At 69.1% G+C, this 21,245-nt stretch carries 22 protein-coding genes; 10 read left to right on the forward strand and 12 right to left on the reverse strand.

From position 1 onward, the window contains the following. Window positions 1-41: 41 nt before the first annotated feature. From C4B68_RS15205 to C4B68_RS41870, 3 genes are all read right to left on the reverse strand, one after another. A complete protein-coding gene (locus C4B68_RS15205; protein ID WP_143674451.1) occupies window positions 42-641 on the reverse strand; it encodes a hypothetical protein in 600 nt (199 codons plus the stop codon). 198 nt (window positions 642-839) lie between these two features. After that, a complete protein-coding gene (locus C4B68_RS15210; protein WP_099505434.1) occupies window positions 840-1,325 on the reverse strand; it encodes a DUF6924 domain-containing protein in 486 nt (161 codons plus the stop codon). Between the two features lie 159 nt (window positions 1,326-1,484). Beyond that, on the reverse strand, window positions 1,485-1,625 hold the full coding sequence (locus C4B68_RS41870) for a hypothetical protein (protein WP_167459092.1): 141 nt from the start codon (window positions 1,623-1,625) through the stop codon (window positions 1,485-1,487). Window positions 1,626-2,147: 522 nt separating this feature from the next. Between C4B68_RS41870 and C4B68_RS15215 the strand changes: the two genes are divergently transcribed. Continuing rightward, window positions 2,148-4,877, forward strand: a complete 2,730-nt coding sequence (locus tag C4B68_RS15215) for an FG-GAP-like repeat-containing protein (protein WP_240634356.1) — start codon at window positions 2,148-2,150, stop codon at window positions 4,875-4,877. Window positions 4,878-5,066: 189 nt separating this feature from the next. Here C4B68_RS15215 and C4B68_RS15220 read toward each other — a convergent pair whose 3' ends face one another. The 6 genes from C4B68_RS15220 to C4B68_RS15245 form a co-directional block, all read right to left on the reverse strand. Then, window positions 5,067-5,447 (reverse strand): hypothetical protein, encoded by a 381-nt coding sequence (locus C4B68_RS15220; protein ID WP_099505433.1) that lies wholly within the window; start codon window positions 5,445-5,447, stop codon window positions 5,067-5,069. A 157-nt stretch (window positions 5,448-5,604) separates the two neighbouring features. Continuing rightward, complete coding sequence (locus C4B68_RS15225; protein ID WP_099505432.1) at window positions 5,605-6,168, reverse strand: hypothetical protein; 564 nt, start codon at window positions 6,166-6,168, stop codon at window positions 5,605-5,607. A 94-nt stretch (window positions 6,169-6,262) separates the two neighbouring features. After that, window positions 6,263-6,763 carry a hypothetical protein gene (locus C4B68_RS15230; protein WP_099505431.1) on the reverse strand — a complete coding sequence of 167 codons (501 nt, stop codon included), beginning with the start codon at window positions 6,761-6,763 and terminating at the stop codon, window positions 6,263-6,265. Window positions 6,764-6,988: 225 nt separating this feature from the next. Beyond that, window positions 6,989-7,420, reverse strand: a complete 432-nt coding sequence (locus C4B68_RS15235) for a type II toxin-antitoxin system VapC family toxin (protein ID WP_099505430.1) — start codon at window positions 7,418-7,420, stop codon at window positions 6,989-6,991. Next, window positions 7,417-7,647, reverse strand: coding sequence for a FitA-like ribbon-helix-helix domain-containing protein (locus C4B68_RS15240; RefSeq protein WP_099505429.1), 231 nt, complete (start codon window positions 7,645-7,647; stop codon window positions 7,417-7,419). The genes C4B68_RS15235 and C4B68_RS15240 overlap by 4 nt, the downstream gene beginning before the upstream one ends. Window positions 7,648-7,783: 136 nt before the next feature. Beyond that, window positions 7,784-9,406: a beta-N-acetylhexosaminidase gene (locus C4B68_RS15245; protein ID WP_099505428.1), complete on the reverse strand. Its 1,623-nt coding sequence runs from the start codon at window positions 9,404-9,406 to the stop codon at window positions 7,784-7,786. A 415-nt stretch (window positions 9,407-9,821) separates the two neighbouring features. On the opposite strand from C4B68_RS15245, the gene C4B68_RS15250 reads away from it, so the two are divergent. The 6 genes from C4B68_RS15250 (at window position 9,822) to C4B68_RS15275 (ending at window position 14,783) form a co-directional block, all read left to right on the forward strand. Beyond that, window positions 9,822-10,394, forward strand: coding sequence for a 2-oxo-4-hydroxy-4-carboxy-5-ureidoimidazoline decarboxylase (locus C4B68_RS15250; protein WP_099505427.1), 573 nt, complete (start codon window positions 9,822-9,824; stop codon window positions 10,392-10,394). A gap of 185 nt (window positions 10,395-10,579) precedes the next feature. Next, window positions 10,580-10,960, forward strand: a complete 381-nt coding sequence (sdhC, locus tag C4B68_RS15255; protein WP_099505426.1) for a succinate dehydrogenase, cytochrome b556 subunit — start codon at window positions 10,580-10,582, stop codon at window positions 10,958-10,960. 5 nt (window positions 10,961-10,965) lie between these two features. Continuing rightward, window positions 10,966-11,457 carry a succinate dehydrogenase hydrophobic membrane anchor subunit gene (locus C4B68_RS15260; protein ID WP_099505425.1) on the forward strand — a complete coding sequence of 164 codons (492 nt, stop codon included), beginning with the start codon at window positions 10,966-10,968 and terminating at the stop codon, window positions 11,455-11,457. Between the two features lie 23 nt (window positions 11,458-11,480). Next, the gene (gene sdhA / locus C4B68_RS15265; RefSeq protein ID WP_099505424.1) at window positions 11,481-13,235 is read left to right on the forward strand and encodes a succinate dehydrogenase flavoprotein subunit; all 1,755 of its coding nucleotides are present in this window, start codon (window positions 11,481-11,483) and stop codon (window positions 13,233-13,235) included. Continuing rightward, window positions 13,235-13,996 carry a succinate dehydrogenase iron-sulfur subunit gene (locus C4B68_RS15270; protein WP_099505423.1) on the forward strand — a complete coding sequence of 254 codons (762 nt, stop codon included), beginning with the start codon at window positions 13,235-13,237 and terminating at the stop codon, window positions 13,994-13,996. The genes sdhA and C4B68_RS15270 overlap by 1 nt, the downstream gene beginning before the upstream one ends. A 157-nt stretch (window positions 13,997-14,153) precedes the next feature. Further along, complete coding sequence (locus C4B68_RS15275; protein WP_099505422.1) at window positions 14,154-14,783, forward strand: Uma2 family endonuclease; 630 nt, start codon at window positions 14,154-14,156, stop codon at window positions 14,781-14,783. 21 nt (window positions 14,784-14,804) lie between these two features. Here C4B68_RS15275 and C4B68_RS15280 read toward each other — a convergent pair whose 3' ends face one another. The 3 genes from C4B68_RS15280 to C4B68_RS15290 all read right to left on the reverse strand — a co-directional run bounded on the left by C4B68_RS15280 (window position 14,805) and on the right by C4B68_RS15290 (window position 18,315). Then, the gene (locus C4B68_RS15280) at window positions 14,805-17,336 is read right to left on the reverse strand and encodes a DUF4132 domain-containing protein (RefSeq protein WP_240634358.1); all 2,532 of its coding nucleotides are present in this window, start codon (window positions 17,334-17,336) and stop codon (window positions 14,805-14,807) included. Beyond that, a complete protein-coding gene (locus tag C4B68_RS15285) occupies window positions 17,336-17,728 on the reverse strand; it encodes a hypothetical protein (RefSeq protein WP_099505489.1) in 393 nt (130 codons plus the stop codon). Before C4B68_RS15285 ends, C4B68_RS15280 begins: the two co-directional genes overlap by 1 nt. Window positions 17,729-17,850: 122 nt before the next feature. Next, window positions 17,851-18,315, reverse strand: coding sequence for an ATP-binding protein (locus tag C4B68_RS15290; RefSeq protein ID WP_099505421.1), 465 nt, complete (start codon window positions 18,313-18,315; stop codon window positions 17,851-17,853). A gap of 216 nt (window positions 18,316-18,531) precedes the next feature. Between C4B68_RS15290 and C4B68_RS15295 the strand changes: the two genes are divergently transcribed. The 3 genes from C4B68_RS15295 (at window position 18,532) to C4B68_RS44725 (ending at window position 21,244) form a co-directional block, all read left to right on the forward strand. Beyond that, window positions 18,532-19,383 (forward strand): helix-turn-helix domain-containing protein, encoded by an 852-nt coding sequence (locus tag C4B68_RS15295; protein WP_099505420.1) that lies wholly within the window; start codon window positions 18,532-18,534, stop codon window positions 19,381-19,383. Window positions 19,384-19,394: 11 nt separating this feature from the next. Then, window positions 19,395-19,598 (forward strand): DUF397 domain-containing protein, encoded by a 204-nt coding sequence (locus C4B68_RS15300; protein ID WP_099505419.1) that lies wholly within the window; start codon window positions 19,395-19,397, stop codon window positions 19,596-19,598. 570 nt (window positions 19,599-20,168) lie between these two features. Further along, window positions 20,169-21,244, forward strand: a protein-coding gene (locus C4B68_RS44725) for an IS630 family transposase (protein WP_420824024.1) whose coding sequence is annotated in 2 segments (ribosomal slippage) — window positions 20,169-20,658 and window positions 20,658-21,244 — 1,077 coding nt in all. Because the reading frame shifts where the segments join, the coding sequence is not laid out codon by codon here. Window position 21,245: the final 1 nt, after the last annotated feature.

Below are 21,245 nucleotides of genomic sequence, written 5' to 3' on the forward strand. Positions count from 1 at the left end.
TTGGGCATCTCTCTCCCTCCGAGGGCGGCCCACGGCCAACGCTACGTGCCGCCGACCTCGCCCCGAACCTGAACCGTACGACCGACAGGGTCACCCGGCTCCACCCGGAACTCGGAGGCCAACTGCCTGCCGGTCCGGGCCAGGACCCACTGGCGGTTCACGACGCGGCCGTCGACGATGAAGTCCTTCCGCAGGACGGGCAGGGCGAGCATGGCCGTGAACCAGTCCGCGGCGCGTTCCGCGAGAAATTCGGGCGACCCCGACTGTTCGATCAAGGTCTCGGGGGGGCACTCCAGCGTGTACAGCTGGTCGTGGAACTCCCCGCCGATGAGACGCAAGCCCGTGAAGAACGCGCCGACCGTGACGATGTGCGCGTCCGACGCGGAGACGGGGTCCCACAGGTCCAGCGTGACCAGGAGCTCGGTGCGGTTCTCGAAGACGGCGAAGGATGCGTACGTGTCGTCCGGATCGCAGGGCCACGCACCGGCCTCCGCCCTCTCCCGCAGGACGGTGAGGAAACGCAGGCCTTCCTCGGTCGCTTCCAGCTCCGGGTCGGCGTCGAACCAGACACCGGGCACCGAATCGCTCCAGCCGATCACCCGAACACCCTCCTCGTGGACACTCACATCGTCAATCGCCAAGGGAAGCCCGCCATTTGGGAGTTAGGGCTCCCCTACCCCGGACGCGCCTGCGGGAACTGCACGGTGCTGTACCACGACGGGCAGCCCACAGAGATCGGCTACTGGGGGTGTCACCGCGGACTAGGACGTTTCTTCAATCCGGCGATGCGGGCATGCCGGAGGCGAAGGACGGGGCACAGGAAGGCGCGGGCAGTTGGCTCAGAAGGAGCGGAAGACGCCCTCGGGATCGGCGAAGGCCACCTCGGCGAACTCCTCAAAATCCATGTTCCCGATCAACAGATTCCCGTGTATCTCGTGGACGCCAACCGGAACGGTACGGAACTCACGAGGCGGCGGGGAGTCGATGAGCTCCTGGTAGTACATCGGGTCGAGATCCTCGTCCTCATCGGAGGGGGTAAGGGCGAGCAGCGCACGATGGGCGGACTGCATCGTGACCCGGTCTGCGAGGAACACCACGCTCAGCTCCTCGTCCCGTCGCACCGCGTCAAGGACCTCATCGGACGTGACACCGCCCCAGACCCGATCATCGACGAGGTGCACTTGAGCCTCGTATTCGCCGCCATCTCCCCACGGCCGAGTAAGCTCCGCGACGACCGCCTGCCACGCCGACTCGTCGCCGTAGTCGGTCCTGATGATCAGCGCGGCGAATTCATCACGCCCGACAATCTCAGGCAACACGCCCATGTGCCCCTCCCTCGACTCCGCGGTTCGGGCTCGACTCTCCCACGGAGCACTGACACCGCCTTCGCACGGGCCTCAGTTGATCCGGAACGGCCCGGTACCGGGATCAGTGCCCGTGGCACCCGAGGGAACAAGTCGGGCACGGGCGCCCGAACACCGCCGTCAGCGACGCCGCATGACCACCCTGCTGCCGACCAGCCGGTCGTGCAGGCTCTGCTTCTTCTCGCTGAGGTTGGTCGCCGTCGCGTTGGCTACCAGGAACACCGGCACCGCGTTCACCGCGATGTTGCTCAGGTGGCGCACACATGTCGCGCTCGCACATCGCGCACATCGGGGCGGGGCGCCGCAGACCGGCCTGTTGCCACAATCGCGCCAACTCGGCCCCCGTACGTGCGATCTTGCTGCCGTCCCGGGACCGCTCATCCTTGCCGCCCATCATGATCCTTCCCGGCAGAGACCACGTCTCACGCCAGACCGGTCACACCGGGCTTACACGATCTTCCTGACAGCCCCCCTTCGGGACGTTCGGACGGGCCACCCGCCAGGGCGAGTTGCCCTCGCCGGCGCCGTCGGACGTCTCGGCGACCGGACCCCACGGCAGCTGACGGGGTCCGGTCCGTGACGTACGGCACATCCAGCGCCGTGATGTTTGGCATTTCCGCTGCGCTGTACAGGAGGCCATCCCCGAGAGGGATGGGTTATTTGTGAAAGTTCTCTAGGGGTGGGGCATTTGAGTCGCAGGACGACCCATGCGTACAAGCCGCTGAGTCTGAAGCGGAGAACGTGGTTGACCATCGGGGCGGTCGTACTCGGGGTGCGGGGGCGGTGACGTACGCCATCGCCGACCCCGGTTCCGACCAGGCCGCTGATGTCGCCCGCAGCAAGCGGCCCGTGAAGGTTCATGACCTTGCGATGAAGGCCACCGGAACGGGCAAGCTGGAGCTCGCGAAGACCGGCACCGAGGCCTTCTCCCTTCTCGGGGTCTCCTGGACGGAGGACGCCAAGCGGCTCAAGGGGACCGCCCAGGTACGTACCCGCAGCGTCGAGACCGGGGAGTGGTCCGGGTGGCAGAACCTGGACGTCGACGAGGCCCATCCCGTCGACCGGGCCGAGCCCGGTGCCCAGGACGCCCATGGCGGTTCCGAGCCGCTCTGGGTCGGGCCGTCCGACGGCGTCGAGGCTCGCGTCGTCGCTGCCGACGGATCCGGGAGCACCGGATTGCCCAAGGGCCTTGAAGTCAACCTTGTCGACCCGGGCGTGACGGCCGCCGAGGCCAAGAACAAGGCGCTCGACACTTCCGGCGAAGGCGGAGCGGGCACGGGCACCAACACCGGCACCGGCTCCGACATGGACGCCGCCGCCTTCGTCGCCGAGGACCCGAGCGCATCGCCCTCCGACCCCGGTTCGGCCTCGCCGTCGGAGTCCCCGGTCCCGACCGCCGAGCCCTCGCCCACCGACACGCCCACCGACACTCCCACCGAGACGCCCGCGGTCACCGACTCCCCGTCGGCCTCGGCGTCCCCCAGCGAGAGCACCAGCCCGTCCCCGACCGAGAGCACGAGCCCGTCCCCGAGCCCGACGGTCCCCACCGCCCCGCCCTCCACCGTCCGCCAGCCGCCCGTCATCTCCCGCGCCCAGTGGGGCGCCGACGAGTCGACGGTCGACGATCCGGCGGAGTACATCGACAAGGTCAGCGCGGTCTTCGTCCACCACACGGCCGGTACGAACAACTACAGCTGCGCGGAGTCGGCACAGCTGGTGCGCGGCATCATGGCGTACCACATCCAGGTCGAGGGGTGGAACGACCTCGGCTACAACTTCCTGGTCGACAAGTGCGGCCAGGTCTTCGAGGGCCGCGCGGGCGGCATCGACCTGCCGGTGCGCGGCGCGCACACGTTCGGCTTCAACGCCGACTCGGCGGGCATCGCCGTCCTCGGCGACTTCGAGGGCAACCCGAACGCCACCCCGCCGAAGCCCGCGGGCAAGCCGACCAGGGCGACCTTGGAGTCCGTGGCGCGCGTCGCGGCCTGGAAGCTCGGCCAGTACGGGGGCAACCCGACCGGCAAGGTCACGCTGACCGCCGCCGCCGACACGGGCGTGTGGAAGGCAGGCGAGCAGGCCACGCTCTCCACTGTCTCCGGTCACCGCGACGCCTTCGCGACCGCCTGCCCGGGCCAGAACCTCTACGGCAAGCTCGCCGAGATCCGCCGGTACGCGGCGAGCGCCGGCAAGAACTCCGCGATCCCGACCGCCGACGTCAACCGCGACGGCATCAGCGACCTCGTCGCCGGTACGCCCGGGGCATCGGGCGGCGTCGGCAGCGTCACCCTCGTGCCGGGCGGCCTCAACGGCCCGGTCCCGGCGTCGAAGAGGACGCTCACCCAGAGCAGCCCGGGCGTCCCCGGCGACTCCGAGGCGGGCGACAACTGGGGCGCCGCCACCGCGTGGGGCGACATCAACGGCGACGGCAACGCGGACCTCGCGGTCGGCGCTCCCGGCGAGGACGACACCAGCGGCCACGCCGACCGCGGCTCGGTCACCGTCCTGTACGGCCCTGCCCTCAACTCCGGTTTCTCGTACGCCACTTCGGGCGTCACGTCGACCGGCGCCAAGCTCGGCTCGGCCGTCACGGCCGGCGACTTCAACGCCGACGGCAAGGCGGACGTCTTCGCCGCCGGCACCGGCAAGGGCGGCCACTGGAACGCGCGCCTGACCGACGGCGCCACCCAGACCGGCACCCTCACCACCTCGACGAGCGCGATCGCGTACCCCGACGCCACCACCGGCGACTTCAACCGGGACGGCTACGCGGACGTGGCGCTCAACTACCGTGATGCGGGCGGCATCGGCCGGGTCACCTGGTTCAAGGGCGGCGCCTCGGGCCTGACCAAGGTGTCCACGCTCAGCGTGAAGGGCGGCCGCTCCATCGCCGCGGGCGACGTCAACGGCAACGGCTACGACGACCTCGTCATCGGCCAGCCGTACACCTCCGAGTCCGGCGCGGTCTCCGGCGGCCAGGTCACGATGGTCCCCGGCACCTCCACCGGCTTCACCACCACCGGCATGGCGACGATCCAGCAGGACACCTCGGGCGTTCCGGGTGCCAACGAGTCCGGCGACGCGCTGGGATCCTCCGTCTCCGTCGGCGACTACAACCTCGACGGTTACGCGGACGTCCTCGCGGGTGCCCCGAACGAGGACATCACCCGGGACGCGGTCAACCGCTCCAACCCCGGCACCGCGATCCTCCTCAAGGGCACCTCAGCCGGCCTCACCGGCTCCGGCGCGATCGCCGTCTCGCAGGACACCTCCGGCGTCCCCGGCAGCACGGAGACCGACGACAAACTCGGCTCGGCCGTCTCCCTCACCGACCTGACCGGGTACGGGCGCACCGACCTGACCCTGGGCACCGAGGGCGAGGACGCCGGCGACGGCATCCTGCTGTACGTACCCAGCAACAGCACGGGCCTGGGCCTGACCCAGACGGCGATCCTCAGCAAGTCCCAGCTCGGTACGGCGACGAGGGCGCGCCTGGGGCAGCTGCTCACCCCGTAGGTGTGACGGACACGGCGCCCCGTGCGCTGGGGGAGTGTGGATGTTTTCCGGCCACGGCCGGAAAACATTCGCGCCCCCCGGTCCTCCCGCCGCGCCGCTCCGACTCCCCCCGGGACCGCCGCGGCGGGTGGGCCACCACACGGCCGAGACCTCTTACCACTGCATGAGGTCTCGGCCGTTGCGCGTTCACTACCGTGTGGCTTCCCGGCACAGCAACCGCAGGGAACCGTCACCCGCGTAGCAGCGGCGTGCCTCGTCGATCGGGTCCCACAGCCGTCCGTCCGGGGTACGCAGCCAGTGGTCGCCGCCCGTCTCCCACCACTCGGCGCCGGTTTGGCGGGCGATGACCTCACCGGCGTACGCGCCGAATCCGCGCAGCACGGCCTCGACGGCGGCGTACGGCGCCCCCTCCCGGCGTATCTCCTCGATCAGCCGGTCGACGCGCCACAGGCTCTGCGCCGAGTAGTCGAGGCGCAGCCGGGCGCCCTCGCGCATCGCCACGACGGCGTCACCGGCCCAGCGCACGGGCTTCGTCGCAGCTACGGGCCTGGTTGCTTGAGTTGCGTTCACACTCCGTAGAGCGTGTGGGGGGCGGGATTCGTCACGCGCCCGAGCCGTGTTCGCGACACCGGCTCACGACCCCCATCTCCACCCCAGGACGGTCACAGGAACCACTCAGGGAATCAGGTTTGCGCCCGGCCCTGTCCGACTCTCCCCCGCGGCGTGTTCACGCCCTCCCCCGCGCCCTGCGCGACACCACCGCCCGCAGCACGCGCCGGCCCTCCGTCGACACCTCCAGGGCCGGCCGCAGCCCGCCCGCGCCACGGTCGGCGAGGAGTTCCAGGATGGCGACCTGGCGGCGCAGTTCGGCGGCGACCAGCGGCGACATGCCGTCCGTACGGCCCTCGCGACGGGCCGTCAGACAGGACTCGCCGTCGTCGGCGTGGTCGAGGAGCCGGTGTATCTGGAGGGCCGCCACCGAGCAGGCGTCGGCCCAGCCGCGCATGTCGGCGGCGGAGGGCTCGGCGGGGACTGCGGCGAGCATCCGGCGGGCGAGTACGGCGGCCTCGTCCTCGTCGGTCACGGGCGGCTCGGGGTCGTCCGTGTCCAGCTCGACGCGTGCCTGCTCCAGGCGTTCGCCCCACGCGTTCCCGTCCGCCAGGCTCGTCCACAGGGGCCGCAGGATCTCGTCGTCACCGCCCAGCAGAGGCACGCACCGATCCAAACAAGCCAGACCGCTTGCTGCCAGACCGCGCTCGTCGGCCTGTGCGATCAGTTCCACCAGGCTCATCACGCCTCCTCGAACTCCTCGAACTCCGTCGACAGGCTGCGTGTTTCTAACGGAGCCCGCACCTTCCCTTACTGCGTGCGACGGACCAGGAGTGTCACAGCGGCACCACACCGAGCCGGTCGAGGAACCGGAAGAAGAGGTTTTCGGCCACAGGGTCGGGATCCGCGGCCAGTACGTCGAGGAGCGGCTCGGCGCTGACGGTGTGCCCGGCCTCGGCGGCCCAGGCGACGGCCCGGTCGGCGGCGTCGGCCGGTTCCAGGAAGTAGTCGTCGACGCCGAGTCCGTCCTCGCCGCCGACGTACCCGGCCATCGCGTCCCGCGCCAGACACGTCGTCCACGTGCCGCTGCGGGGCGCGGCCGCTTCGACGGCCACGCAGTCGCTGTCCATGACGTACCCGAAGAGCGCGGGCGCGCCGGTCTCCTGGGCGAGCGTGTTCATGTTCCCGATGTCGCCGTCGCCGCTCGCGTACTCCCAGACCTGCCAGCCGTCGGGCGCCATGGTCCGGGGCACCATGCCCCGCGCGCCCGCCAGCGCCTCCAGCTCCGCGAGCGGCCGCTCACTTCTGCCCACGACGTAGTACCCCCAGTAGCCCATGCCGCTTCCCCCTGGGTGTCGGTTCGGCTTGTGCTTCGGCTCGGGCCGAATACACCACAAGGGTGCGGGGGTTGGCCAGGGAACGGACGAATCGGCCCAGGGCCGCGGAGATGCGGGCGGGATTCGCTGTTCCCGTCAGGCAGGATTCGCCAACAGCGTCGCCATGCGCCGGGGCCCGAGAAGGCCGCGACACAGTCACGCCGGCCAGATCGAACCCCGGAGGCCTCATGCGCCGCCGCGGGCCCCTACGGTGTTCTCGTTGATGACCTCGACCACGCACTTCGCCCGAGCGGCGCGGGCGCCGTCCTTGATGCGGCCGTCGCTGGTGACCAGCGGGACCGCGTACCCTTCGGCGATAGCCACGTACGTCGCGTCGTACGCGGTCAGGTTCGGCCTCAGCTCCCGAACCCGCGCCAGAAACGGCACGTGCTCCGACCGCCGGATCGGTAGTGCCGCGAACTCGGTCATCGCATCGTCCAGCTGGACGTCACTCAGCTTCCGTCCGCGGTGCCTGCCGAGCAGCGCCGAGGCGACCTCCACGTCGACCAGGTACGGAGCCAGGAGTCGCTCGCCACTGACGCGTTCACGCACCCGTTCGCCGACTGGTCCTGCGTCTGCCACGAGCATGACCAGCGCTCCGGCGTCGATGACGATCACTCGTAACGCCGGCCCTCGTTGATATCCCGGAGCACCTCGTCGGTGGAGAGACGGGCAGTGGCACGCTCACGGATGCGCTCCAGTACATCCTCCAACGACGGCGTGGCCGCCTCCTGCTCAAGCAGGGCACGGGCGTAAGCCTGCAAGGACTGCCTGTTCCTGGCCGCCCTTATCTTCAGCTCGGTGAGCGCTTCCTCGGACAGATCACGCACATACAGAGTCGCCATGCATCCACTTTAGTCGCAATGCCAGCATTCTGCTGGCAGAGTCCCAACCCGGCCGACCCGCCCACCTCACCGCCGCTGGTCCGCCCACCTCACCCCCGCTGGCCTGCCGACCTCACTACCGCCGGAACCACCGGCCTCAACCCAGCCGGTCCGCCAGCGTCTTGAACTCCACCCACGACAGCCCCGGCCGCTCCGGATTCCACAGCTTCTGCACCGTCGCGCGCAGCGGCATCCGAATCCCCGCCGCCACCTGATCCTGGGTCTGCGCGCCCGAGAGGTCGGCCCAGACCGCGAAGACCCCGCCAAGGATCTGGGCGTCGTACTGCGTGGGAACCGCCGTCGTGCCGCGCACCACGAGCGGGGTCCACTGCTCGTAGATGCGCTGACCGGTCGGATAGACGAAGGTCTGCGGCTGCCCGAGGACGTAGTAGAGGAATTCGTCGTTGTAGTTGATGAGCTCGCGCCCCGCGCTCAGGTACTCGACCGGCTGCCGGGCCCCGATCTCCTTGCCCGTCCAGTACGCCACCTGCAGATCGGCGTCCGCCTGGACCTCGCCCCCGCGGAAGAACCCGTCGTTCCACGCCCGCGGAGTCCGGTCGTGCCCGCGCACCACGGCCGCGCGGTCGTTGAGCCAGCCGGTCGCCAGATCGGCGACGGTCGCCCCGGAGCCGTACGCGGCCTGGGCCGCGGTCGCCAGCTGCGGATACGACGCCTCCGGGTTCGCCACCGTCAGCGCCTGGTACTCGTCGCCGCCGAGATGCCAGAAGGCGCCGGGGAAGAGACCCGCGTACTCATTGAGCAGTTCGTCGATGAGGTCCGCCGCGGCGGGCTTCGAGATGTCGACGGCCCCGCGCGTGGCGACCCCCGACACATTGCGCAGTTGGAGGTCGGGATGCGCGGCGATGACGGCGCCCAGGTGGCCGGGTGAGTCGATCTCGGGCACGACGGTGATGTGCCGGCTCTTCGCGAGGTCGATGATCCTGCGCACCTCCGCCTTGCTGAGGTGCTGCTTCGACACGATCTCGGGGTGCGTGTCGGACTGGATACGGAACCCCTGGTCGTCGGAGAAGTGCAGCCCGAGCTGGTTGAACTTCAGGTCGCCCAGCTCCCGGACCCGGTCCTCGATCCAGTCCGCCGTGAAGTGCTTGCGCGCGATGTCGAGCATGAGTCCGCGCTGCGCCTTCGCGGGCCGGTCGCGTACGACACCCTCGGGGGCCGTACCGCCTCCGTGCACCTCCTGCTTCAGGGTGCGCGTGCCGTAGAAGACGCCTGCGTCACTCGGACCGGTGATCGTGACCCGCCCGTTCCTGACGGTCAGGGTGTACGACTCCGCTCCCCCGCTCCCTTCGTCGAGCCCCAGCGCGACATCGCCGTCCCGGGCGCCCGTCTGCCCCGCGTACGTCAGATTGAGCTCCCCCGCGAGCAGCCGCCCCTCGTCGGCGAGGTCCGCGTCGGACACGACCACCCGGGCGCCGGTGACGGGGCGCCATCCGGGTCCCCGGGCCGGGGTGTGCTCGCGTACGGCCGGGATGGTGCGCGGGGTCCGGGAGAGGGAATACGTCCGAGTCGGTGAAGGAGGGTCGGTCACGGCCGCCTTGTGGCCGGGCACCGACGCCCCCGTGGAATCGCCTCCGCCCGAGGGCCACACGGCGACGGCCACGGCAGTGGCGATACCGGTCACGGCCACAGCCGCCCCCGCCGCCAGGGCCCCCCGCTTCCGCCGAGCGGGCACGCGCCGCCTTCTGTTGGCCTTCCGCATCTGGCCCTCACACCCTCACGCTGTTAAGCCGTCACGCCGTCACGTTGGTATGCATCTCCGCGCTCATCTTCTCCGCGCGTCGCCGGGTGCGCCTCTCGGTGCACCCCTCGGTACGCACCTCGCTGCGCCTTTCGGTACGCCTCGCGGTGCGCCTCTTCATACACGTGTGCGCATATCCATGTCTGCGCGCCTCTGCGTACACGGCCTCCGCGTCTTTCCCGCGTCCACCGGGTGAACGTAAGCCGACCTCGCCGCCGGTCAACCGTCCACCACACGCTCTGAAACTCTCCCGTCCGGGTGAAATTCAGGCATCCGTCGGACAGTCGCTGACACCCCTCTATAGCGTGAGCGGCACGACTCTCACTTCTTCCCCTGCCGAAACACCGTCTCTTCATCCCACCGCCGAGGACCCACGCTGACGTCACACCGTCTCCCACGCCTCCCCGGCCAGGTCGCCCTCCCCGAGCAGAAGAGCGCGGCGCCGTCCCCGGCCCGCCTCGAGCGGTTCAACTCCGCGCCCGCCGACGAGGTCATGAGCGCCCTCCTCGCGTGCTGCCACAGCCTGCGCTGGGCCCACCGCCTGGCCGACCACCGGCCCTACCCGGACCTGGACGCGCTGCTCGCCGCGGCCGACGAGGCGGCGTACGACCTGACCCCCGCCGACCTCGCCGAGGCCCTGGCGGCCGAGTCGCTCACGCCGCTCCCGGACGGCGCGTACTCCGCCGCCCACACCGCGCTGAGCGCCGCACACGCCGCGTACGAGAGCCGCTTCGGACATGTGTTCGTCATCTGCCTGGACGCTGTCGCCCCGGCCGAGACCCTGGACCAGGTACTCGCCGCGATCCGGTCACGTCTGACGAACGACCCCGAGGAGGAGCGCGTCATCACGGCGGAGGAGCTCCGCCGCCTAGCGAAGGGCCGCCTGTCCCGCCTCGTACGGAACGACTTCTCACCGCAGCCCCTGGGGCTGGGGGAAGCCGCCCGCTGACAGCGCGTACGTAATAGACCGTCCGTGCCTGTTTGATTGCCAGTTTGATCACATTGACAGGGCCGCTGTAAGCGTTCCGACAACACGTCGCTACGATGGCCGGGGCCGGTGGACCGTACCCGGCCGGGCCCGACCGACAGAGAAGCCGGCGCGGCTCTCAATCCCCGCTCCCGGAGGGTTCTTCCGTGCCGGCTGGAACGCTGTACCGCGGCCGGGAAGGCATGTGGTCCTGGGTGGCTCACCGAGTCACCGGCGTCCTCATCTTCTTCTTCCTGTTCGTACACGTGCTGGACACCGCTCTCGTCCGTGTCTCCCCCGAGGACTACGACAAGGTCGTAGCCGTTTACAAGGCCCCCATCGTCGCGCTGCTGGAGTACGGCCTCGTGGCCGCCGTCCTCTTCCACGCGCTCAACGGCCTGCGGGTCATCGCCGTCGACTTCTGGTCGAAGGGCCCGCGTTACCAGAAGCAGATGCTCTGGTCCGTCGTCGGTATCTGGGTCGTGCTGATGGCCGGGGCGCTGTACCCCGTCCTCGGTCACGCAGTCCGCGAAGTCTTCGGGAGCTGACACAGATGTCCACCACTGAGACCTCCGCTTCCGGTATCGGGCCCGTCGAGGGCGCGGGCGCGCTGTCGTCGTTCAGCGTCGACAACCCTGCCCCCCTCATCGAGGCCCCGCGCAAGCGCACCACGAAGACCCCCAAGTCGACCCGCGGCAACTTCGAGATGTACGGCTGGCTCTTCATGCGCCTGTCCGGCGTCGTGCTGGTCGTCCTGGTCATCGGCCACCTGCTCATCCAGCTCGTCCTCGACGGCGGCGTCTCCAAGATCGGCTTCGCCTTCGTGGCCGGCCGCTGGGCCTCCCCGTTCTGGCAGACCTGGGACCTGCTGATGCTGTGGCTGGCGATGCTGCACGGCGCCAACGGTCTGCGTACGGTCATCAACGACTACGCGGAGCGCCCGAACACGCGTCTGTGGCTGAAGGGCCTGCTGTACACCGCCACGGTGTTCACGATCCTGCTGGGCACGCTGGTGATCTTCACCTTCGACCCGAACATCCGCTAGGCACGGGGCTGAGGCAACCACTCATGAAGTTCCACAAGTACGACACCGTCATCGTCGGCGCCGGCGGCGCCGGCATGCGCGCCGCCATCGAGGCGACGAAGCGCAGCCGCACCGCCGTGCTGACGAAGCTCTACCCCACCCGCTCCCACACGGGCGCCGCGCAGGGCGGCATGGCCGCCGCGCTGGCCAACGTGGAGGAGGACAACTGGGAGTGGCACACCTTCGACACCGTCAAGGGCGGTGACTACCTGGTTGACCAGGACGCCGCCGAGATCCTCGCGAAGGAGGCCATCGACTCGGTCCTCGACCTGGAGAAGATGGGCCTGCCCTTCAACCGGACGCCCGACGGGACGATCGACCAGCGCCGTTTCGGCGGTCACTCCCGCAACCACGGAGAGGCGCCGGTCCGCCGCTCCTGCTACGCGGCCGACCGCACCGGCCACATGATCCTCCAGACGCTGTACCAGAACTGCGTCAAGGAGGGCGTGGAGTTCTTCAACGAGTTCTACGTCCTCGACCAGCTGATCACCGAGGTCGACGGCGTCAAGCGCTCGGCGGGCGTCGTCGCGTACGAGCTCGCGACCGGTGAGATCCACGTCTTCCAGGCGAAGTCCGTGATCTACGCGTCCGGCGGCACCGGCAAGTTCTTCAAGGTGACGTCCAACGCGCACACCCTGACGGGTGACGGCCAGGCGGCGGTCTACCGCCGGGGCCTGCCGCTGGAGGACATGGAGTTCTTCCAGTTCCACCCGACCGGCATCTGGCGCATGGGCATCCTGCTGACGGAGGGCGCCCGCGGTGAGGGCGGCATCCTCCGCAACAAGGACGGCGAGCGCTTCATGGAGAAGTACGCGCCGGTCATGAAGGACCTCGCGTCCCGTGACGTCGTCTCGCGGTCGATCTACACCGAGATCCGCGAGGGCCGGGGCTGCGGCCCCGAGGGTGACCATGTCTACCTGGACCTGACGCACCTTCCCCCGGAGCAGCTGGACGCCAAGCTGCCCGACATCACCGAGTTCGCCCGCACCTACCTGGGCATCGAGCCGTACACGGACCCGATCCCGATCCAGCCCACCGCGCACTACGCGATGGGCGGCATTCCGACGAACGTCGAGGGTGAGGTGCTGAGCGACAACACCACGGTCGTCCCGGGCCTGTACGCGGCCGGCGAGGTCGCGTGTGTGTCGGTCCACGGCGCGAACCGCCTGGGCACGAACTCCCTCCTGGACATCAACGTGTTCGGGCGCCGCGCGGGCATCGCCGCGGCCGAGTACTCGGCGAAGGCCGACTACGTCGAGCTGCCCGAGGACCCGGCGTCGCTGGTCATCGAGCAGGTCGAGCGGCTGCGCAACTCCACGGGCACCGAGCGGGTCGCCGACATCCGCCGGGAGCTCCAGGAGTGCATGGACGCCAACGTGATGGTGTTCCGCACGGAGCAGACGATCAAGACGGCGGTCGAGAAGATCGCGGAGCTGCGCGAGCGCTACCGGAACGTCTCGATCCAGGACAAGGGCAGGCGGTTCAACACGGACCTCCTGGAGGCCATCGAGCTGGGCAACCTGCTCGACCTGGCCGAGGTCATGGCCGTATCGGCCCTGGCCCGCAAGGAGTCCCGCGGCGGCCACTACCGCGAGGACTACCCGAACCGCGACGACGTCAACTTCATGCGCCACACCATGGCGTACCGCGAGGTCGGCGACGACGGCACCGAGTCCATCCGTCTCGACTACAAGCCGGTCGTCCAGACCCGCTACCAGCCGATGGAGCGTAAGTACTGATGGCTACCCCTGTTCTGGACAAGGCGGAGGCAGAGTCCGCCGCCTCCCCCTACATCACGGTCACCTTCCGGATCCGCCGCTTCAACCCGGAGGTCTCGGCGGAGGCCGTGTGGGAAGACTTCCAGCTGGAGATCGACCCGAAGGAGCGCGTCCTCGACGGTCTCCACAAGATCAAGTGGGACGTCGACGGAACGCTGACCTTCCGCCGCTCCTGCGCGCACGGCATCTGCGGCTCGGACGCCATGCGGATCAACGGCAAGAACCGCCTTGCCTGCAAGACGCTGATCAAGGACATCAACCCTGAGAAGCCCATCACGGTCGAGCCCATCAAGGGCCTGACGGTCCTGAAGGACCTCGTGGTCGACATGGAGCCGTTCTTCCAGGCGTTCCGCGACGTGATGCCGTTCCTGATCACCAAGGACACGAACGAGCCCACGCGCGAGCGCCTGCAGTCGGCCGAGGACCGCGAGCGCTTCGACGACACGACGAAGTGCATCCTCTGCGCGGCCTGCACCTCCTCGTGCCCGGTCTTCTGGAACGACGGCCAGTACTTCGGTCCTGCCGCCATCGTCAACGCGCACCGCTTCATCTTCGACTCGCGCGACGAGGCGGGCGAGCAGCGCCTGGAGATCCTGAACGACAAGGACGGCGTCTGGCGCTGCCGCACGACCTTCAACTGCACGGACGCCTGCCCGCGCGGTATCGAGGTCACGAAGGCGATCCAGGAAGTGAAGAGGGCGCTGATCACTCGGCGGTTCTGACGTCGTTTCCTGTACGTCGCTGTGGGCCCCGTTTCCCTTTGGGAGCGGGGCCCTCGCGCATGCCGGGCCACGATCGACTGAAGCGGCATGAACGGGACGCCCGCGGCCCGCCCGGCCTACGATGATGGCCTCGACACCAGCCCACAGGAGGCACGTGATGTCCGCAGCACCTGTCGAATGGTCCGAGCACCCGACCGAGCACCGTCGGTCGAAGACGCTCCTTGAAATGGCCGACGACATCATGGACCAGATGCCGGGCTACCGCGTCGAGATCATCGGAGGCCAGATCCTCGTGACCCCGCCCCCGGACGGCGCCCACGCCCGCGCCCTGACTAAGCTCATGCGCCCTTTCATCGCGTCGGGCTTGGACGAGGAAGAGACAAATGTGCTCCAAGCCGTCGGGCTCTGGCTACCCGAAGAAAACAAAGGCTTCGCCGTTCCTGACCTCGCCGTAGTCGACGGCGACTTCGAAGAGCACCTTGTCAAGCGCAACTGTTACGACCCCGTCTGCTTCCGCCTCGTCCTGGAAGTCACCTCCAGCAACCGGACGACTGACCTCCGCATCAAGGACTCCGTGTACGCCGAAGCAAAGATCCCCGTCTACGTCATCGTCGACCGCCAGCACCAGCGCCTCCACGTCCTCACCGACCCCGCCGGAGGCGAGTACGCAAGCCATCGCGTTCACGCCCCCGGCGAGATCGCCCAGCTCCCCGACTCCATCGGCGCCAAGGTCACCCTCGACGTGGCCGAGATCCTCGAAGCAGGTCGCCCGAAGCAGGCCCCCTGATCGCAACTGACTCAGAGTCGATCACAACTGGCTCAGGATCGTCGGATCCGTGATCTTCGTGTCGTCCGCCAGCATCATCGCCTTGCTGAGGATCACCGCCAGCATCCGGTCGCCCTCGAACGGCAGATAACCGGCCTGCGGCCCGCCCGCGCTCCCCTTCGGGACGATGCACAGGTACTGGTCGTTCGGGCTCATCAGGATGTTGCCCGAGCCGAGGTGGATCTTGTACGTGTGACGCTCGCCCTTGACGTGGAGGAAGCGGCCTTCGAGGGTGCAGCGGTCGGCTATCGCGAGCCGGGGTATCAGGCGGTCGAGGAGGACACGTCGCGTCTCCGCGCTCTGGTTCAGTTCCCCGAAGCCGTACGACGTCCAGTACTCCCGGAAGCGGCCGTCGGGGCCGCCGTCCTGCCAGGTCGGGTCGTTGCCGACGCTGGCGACGCCCACGAACAGGTCGACGTCGCGCAGGACTTCGGAGAGGACGAGGGGCGGGATGTCGGTGAGGGGGATGGGGTCGACGGGTTGGGCGCCGTCGCGCAGCCACATGCGGTACTCGCCGCCGTAGCAGTGCGCGGAGTTATCCGGGGCGTCGATCGGGTAGAAGCGGACCTGGTCGGTGCGCAGGCGCAGATAGCTGCCGGACTCCGTCGTGTCCACGCCGTACTCCTCGCCTTCGCCCTCGATCCAGTACTCGGCGCGCAGGCCCCACTGGGGCAGTTCGCGGGTGGCGGGGGGTGCCTCGTCGTCGACGCACAGGCGCAGCTTGTTGCGCCAGCCTCGGACGGCGGCCAGGGAGTGGAACTGGTGCTGACGGAGTATGTGCGCCGCGAAGCGGTTCGAGTACGTCCCCGTCGCCCGCTCGGCGTCGGTGAGCAGGTACACCTCGCGGTGGGCCTGCTTGAAGGGCTGGGTGATCTCATGCCGCTCCAGCCAGTCGCGCCAGGCGACAATCGCGGCGGGTTCGTGTCCGACTGGGTGCCAGAGCCGGACTTCGGCGCCCTGGTCGACCGGGTCGACCGGGTCGTCGGTGAGGGTGCGCAGGGATCCGTCCGCGTACCCGACCGTCGTGCCGTCGACCGTCCACAGAAGGCGGCGGGCGAGTGTGCCGACGAGGGGGTGGTCGAGGTAGCGCTCGCGCCAGGTTTCGTACGGCCATGACCGCCGGGCGAGGAACTGCCGGTCGAGGCGCTCGCTCTGGGCCGACAGCATCTTGTCGATGTCCTTGACGGCCGCCTTCAGCTCTTTCAGCTCGTCGGCATGGTCGCGCCTGACGATCGCGGGCACGGTCTTGACCGCCTTGCCTGCCGCGTTGTGCCAGCCGAGGACCGCCTTGGAGCCGTGGACCTCGACCAGGGCGGTGATCTCGCCGAACTGGTGGCGGGCTCGGCCGATCTCCGTCAATCCATAGGTGGGAACGGCGAGTTCCTCGATCTCCTCGCGGCTGAGGCCCAGCGCCTCCGCCCGGCTGTCCAGTGCGGTGTTGAGCAGCTTGAGCGTGCCCTTGTAGGTGACGCGTGTGGCGAGACGGGCCAGTTCGGCGAGGGCCGGCTCGCTGTCGATCCGCGAGAGGGCGACGACTCCCGCGTTGGCGACCTTGGGGTTCACCGGCCCGAGGCCCGCGACCTTGCGCAGGGCCGTCTCGACGAGGGTGCCGAGGACGCGGGCGGTCTCGGCGTGTGCGGGCAGGGAGGAGAGCAACCAGGCCAGACCGCGCAGCACGTTGGCGTTGTACGGGTCGAAGGTCTCGTTGGGGTTCGCGCCGTAGCCCGAGGCCAGCAGCGGGCGGGTGCGGGGCTTGCCCACCAGCCGCAGCCAGGGCAGCAGCCGCTCGCGCACCTCGTCGGGGCCGAGGGTTTCGATCAGTGCGCGGCCGGTGCGCTCCCATTTGGCGGAGGGTCGGGCGGCGGTGGCCGTGGCGGCGTGGGCGAGCAGCCGCTGCCAGCCCTCGTCCTCACCCTCGTCCCTGCCCTTGCCCTTGCCCTCGCCCAGCTCGGCGAGCTCCGCCAGGGCCCGATCGGCCCACGCCTCCCCGGGGTTCACGACAGGACGGGAGAGCCGCCCGGCAAGGGAACCCAATTCGCTCGTGCCGTTCCACAGCATCAGGTGCGAACGGCGGATCAGGGCGATGAAATCGCCGGGGAGTTCGCGGCCCTCGGCGAGTTCGAGTTCGGCGAGCCGGATCAGATGCTGGGTGTTGTACTGCGTCTCCTGCTCCGCGGCCAGTCTGATCAGCGCGGCCCGGGTGTCGCGCACCTTCTCATCGACCAGCTCCAGGCCAGGGAAGTTGTCGAGCAGACGCACGATGCTGCGGCGGCCGACCGCACCGGGCTCCAGCTCGTGATACCGGACGGACAGGCGGTGCACCAGCGCGGCCTGGAACCGGCCGTCCGCGGCGCGCACCGCGTCGATGACCTTGCGGCCCTCCCAGCCCCAGTGGTCGTCGACCATCTCGGCGAGCGCGAGCAGTTCGGGCACGAGCCGCTCGGTGTCCCCGGCGGCGATCAGACCGTGAACATCCTGCACGAGCCGGGCGTACTCGGAAGGAGAGTCAATCATCAGCCACCCACCAGCGCGACGAGCTTCAGGAACGTGACCGCGGTGCCGAGCAGCAGGTCGATCTCCTCGTCGAGATCGGTGACTTGCCGGTCCCCGACCAGCACCAGGAACCCATTCCCCGCGAAGGCCTTGAGAGCCAGCTCGGTCTGCGCCTCGGGGTCTATCCGCCGCGGCGTCCGCAACGCGTACCCGTTCAGCACGCGCTCGGTGTCCTCCGGCTGCACGAGCCCCTGGAACACCCCCGGCGTCCGCGCGTTGTACTCCGCGACCTCCTGGAAAACCCGCCGCCGGATCAGCTCCCGCAACGCGAGCCGCTCCTCCGCGATCTCGATCCCCCAGCCCGCACGCCGGTCCCCACTGGTCGTCTCATCGACGAATGTCACCGTTGCCATGCCGACGACAGTACGAGCCACCACTGACAATCGAGTGCCTCGCGTCCCCAGGCGGCCGGCCGCCACACGGGCAGACGGCCGCCACACGGGCAGGACGGAGATCGCCCCCGCCCCGGCCCCCGTCACGCACAGGGTGCCCGCCACTCCGCCCACACCTCCTTCCCTCCGCTCATACGGCTCCCGTTGAGGAGCCGGTAGTGCCCCCAGTCGTCGGTGCACTCCCGCAGAATCCAGAGCCCACGCCCACTCTCGGCGTCGACATCCGCCCCCGACCGCGGGCTCTCCCTAGGCGGAAACGGATTGCTGTCCCACACACTGAGCCGTAACCGCCCGTCAGCACGCCCGAGCCGCACACTGACCGGATCGGACGTACAGGCAAGGGAGTTGGTGACCAGCTCGGACGCGACGAGTTCAACGCCGTCCAGGACGACGTCGCGTACGCGATACCGGGTGAGTACGGCACGCACGTGGGCACGGACGATGCCGGGCCCGAGGGGCGAGTGGGGGATTCGGAGCGCGTACTCCCAGTCGGCGCCCAGCGGATCGAGCGGGAGGTTGGCGAGGGTTTTCGGGGCGAGTTCGGTCATGTCCGTAACTCCTCGTTGAGGTACGGGGATTGGATGGGTGAGTCGGGTGACACGCGGGCGGTGGCTCTGTCGCGCTGCCGCCGCGGTGAGCGGGGGCAGCGCGGTGCGCTTCCGGGAACCCCGGTGCCACGATGAGTAGTTGGCGTGACACTCACCGTAGGGCAAGCGACTACAATACTGCTACCGAACACGGGAACTTCTTGGAATGGAGGGGCTGTGCCACCAAGGCCGACGGCAACCGTCAGACAGCAACGACTTGGCGCCGAGCTGCGCAAACTCCGCGAGCGCGCCGGCCTCAACTCGCGTGAGGCCGGTCAGAAACTCGGGGTGGATCCGGCCCGGATCAGCAATATCGAGTCCGGCAGATTCGGCGTCAGCGCGGACCGCGTTCGAACGTTCGCACTCGGATACGACTGCGACGACGAGGCGTACATCGACGCGCTGGCGGCCATGACGACAGGCCGCTCCCGCAATTGGTGGGACGACTACCGCGATCTCCTCCCGCCGGTCCTACTGGACCTGTCGGAGATGGAGGAACACGCGACGGCAGTGCGCACCGTCCAGTTCACCCACCTGCCCGGGCTGCTCCAGACCCCGGACTACGCACGCGTGGTCTTCCAGCAGAACGTCCCCGCGCTCTCGCCGCCGATGGTCGAGCACCGCCTGTCCCACCGCATCAAGCGCCAGGGCGTCCTCTACCGCGAAACCCCGACGCCATACACGGGGCTCATCCACGAGGCCGCTCTGCGAATGCAGTTCGGGGGCCCCGAGATCATGCGCAAACAGTTGGCGCACATCACGGAGATGAGCGAGCGTGAGGACGTGACGGTCCTCGTCCTCCCCTTCTCCGCAGGGATCTTCCCCGGCGCAGGACAGACCGTCGTCATCGCGCATGGACCGCACCCCCAGCTGGACACCGTGCAGCTGGACACGGAACATGGCTCGGAATTCCTGCACACTGAGGCTCAGTTGGTGAAGTACCGCACAATCATGGCCCGCATGGAGGACCTCGCCCTGTCCCCCTCGGCATCCCGCGACTTCATCCACACCCTCACCGCGAGCCTCTGAAAGGCCCTACCGTGCCCGAACTCCACTGGCAGAAGTCCTCGTTCAGCAGCGAGGCCAGCAACTGCCTCGAACTCGCAGCCGCCCCCGACGGAACGATCCGCCTCCGCGAATCCGACGACGCCAGCGTCACTCTCACCCTCCGAGCGACCACGCTCACCCCGCTCCTCTCCGCGGCCCGCAAGGGCATACTCCCGCCCGCTCAGGGCCCTCACTAGTTTGCAGCTCGCTGCCGCACCTACTTCACCTTGGCAAGCTGGGTCATGACGACCACGTCGGAACCCGCCCGCCTTGTCCGCACGGTCGGCGAGGATTGCGTCGAAGTGCACCAAGGTGGATCAGCTTCTGACCACGGTGGTCGTTCGTGTACGGGCAAGGCCCCACAGGCTGCCCGACAGCTCAGGGTGCTGGACGGACACGAGGTCACGAAGACTTCTGGGCTGACTGTTATCTGGCAACTCGAGGCGAGAAGGGTCCGACCCTGAGCGAGTTAGGGTTGAGGACTCTTGGAGGCAGCTTCGGAGGCGGCCTCTTCCGCGTCCTGCTGCATTCTCTCCATCTTCTCGCGGACAGCTTTGTCCCTGCCCAGCACGTACAGGCTGATGAAGTTGTCCCTGTCCCCGCTAAAGCCTGCACATTCCTCAGGCTCCTCACCTTCTGCCGGATCCCAGTGATCGGGATGCGAACGGACGGCCTCGGCCCACGCGTCTATGCACGCCTTACGCGAAGCTACTGAGGTTTTCGCGTCGGGGTGACGCGGGTTCGGTGGGTGGGTGTAGTCCGGTGGCATGAGGTATCCCGATGGGGGTGGCCTGACCGCGGTGGAGCGGGCCCGGCGGGAGCGGGTGCGGTTCCAGGCCGCCGAGATGTTCGCGGCGGGGATGCGGCCGCCGCAGGTCGCGCGGGTGTTACGGGTGTCGCGGAAGTCGGCTTATGCCTGGCACGCCGCCTGGCGTCAGGGCGGTAGGGACGCCCTGCGCTCCAAGGGCCCCTCGGGGGTCGCGTCGCGGATGCAGCCGGGCTGGCGGGCTTGGCTGGCGCGTGCGCTGGAGCAGGGCCCGGCCGTACACGGCTGGAGGGAAGACCAGCGGTGGACGCTGGCGAGGATCTCGGTGCTGGTTGCCCGGCGCTTCCACGTGCGCTTCAGCCAGCCGCAACTGTCCCGGATCCTGCGGCAGATGGGCTTCTCGGTGCAGGTTCCGGTGCACCGGGCCGCCGAGCGGGACGAGGAGCAGGTGCGGGTGTGGCGGGAGGAGACATGGGCGCGCGTGGAAAGAAGGTGAGGGAGCAGGATGCGTGGCTGGTGTTCGAGGACGAGTCGGGGCAGGCTCTACGGCCGCCCAAGGCCCGCACCTGGTCCCGTATCGGAGTGCCGCCGCAGGTCAGGGTGTCGGGGAAGGGATCGGGCAGGGTCTCGGTGGCCGGGATGGTCTGCGCGAAGCCGGGTGAGCGGACCCGCCTGATCTACCGGATGCTCGCCCACCACCCCGGTCGGCGCGGTGAGAAGAACGGCTTCAAGGAGCAGGACTTCGCCGAGCTGCTGGAGGCCGCCCACCAGCAACTCGGCGGGAAGATCGTGCTGGTCTGGGACAACTCCACCCAGCACAAGGATGCGCTGATGCGCGAGTTACTGGCCGCCCGCAAGCGGTGGCTGACCGTCTTCCGTCTGCCGGCCTACGCCCCGGACCTCAACCCGGCCGAAGGCGTGTGGGCGAACCTGAAGAACGACCTGGGCAACCTTGCGGCATGCACCGTCGACGCCCTCGCCGACCTCACCCGCACCCGGCTGAAGAAGATGCAGTACCGGCCCGACCTCCTCGACGGCTTCATCGCCGAAACCGGCCTCACCTGGACACCGCCATGAC

This window comes from Streptomyces dengpaensis (assembly GCF_002946835.1).
GTDB lineage: Bacteria > Actinomycetota > Actinomycetes > Streptomycetales > Streptomycetaceae > Streptomyces > Streptomyces dengpaensis.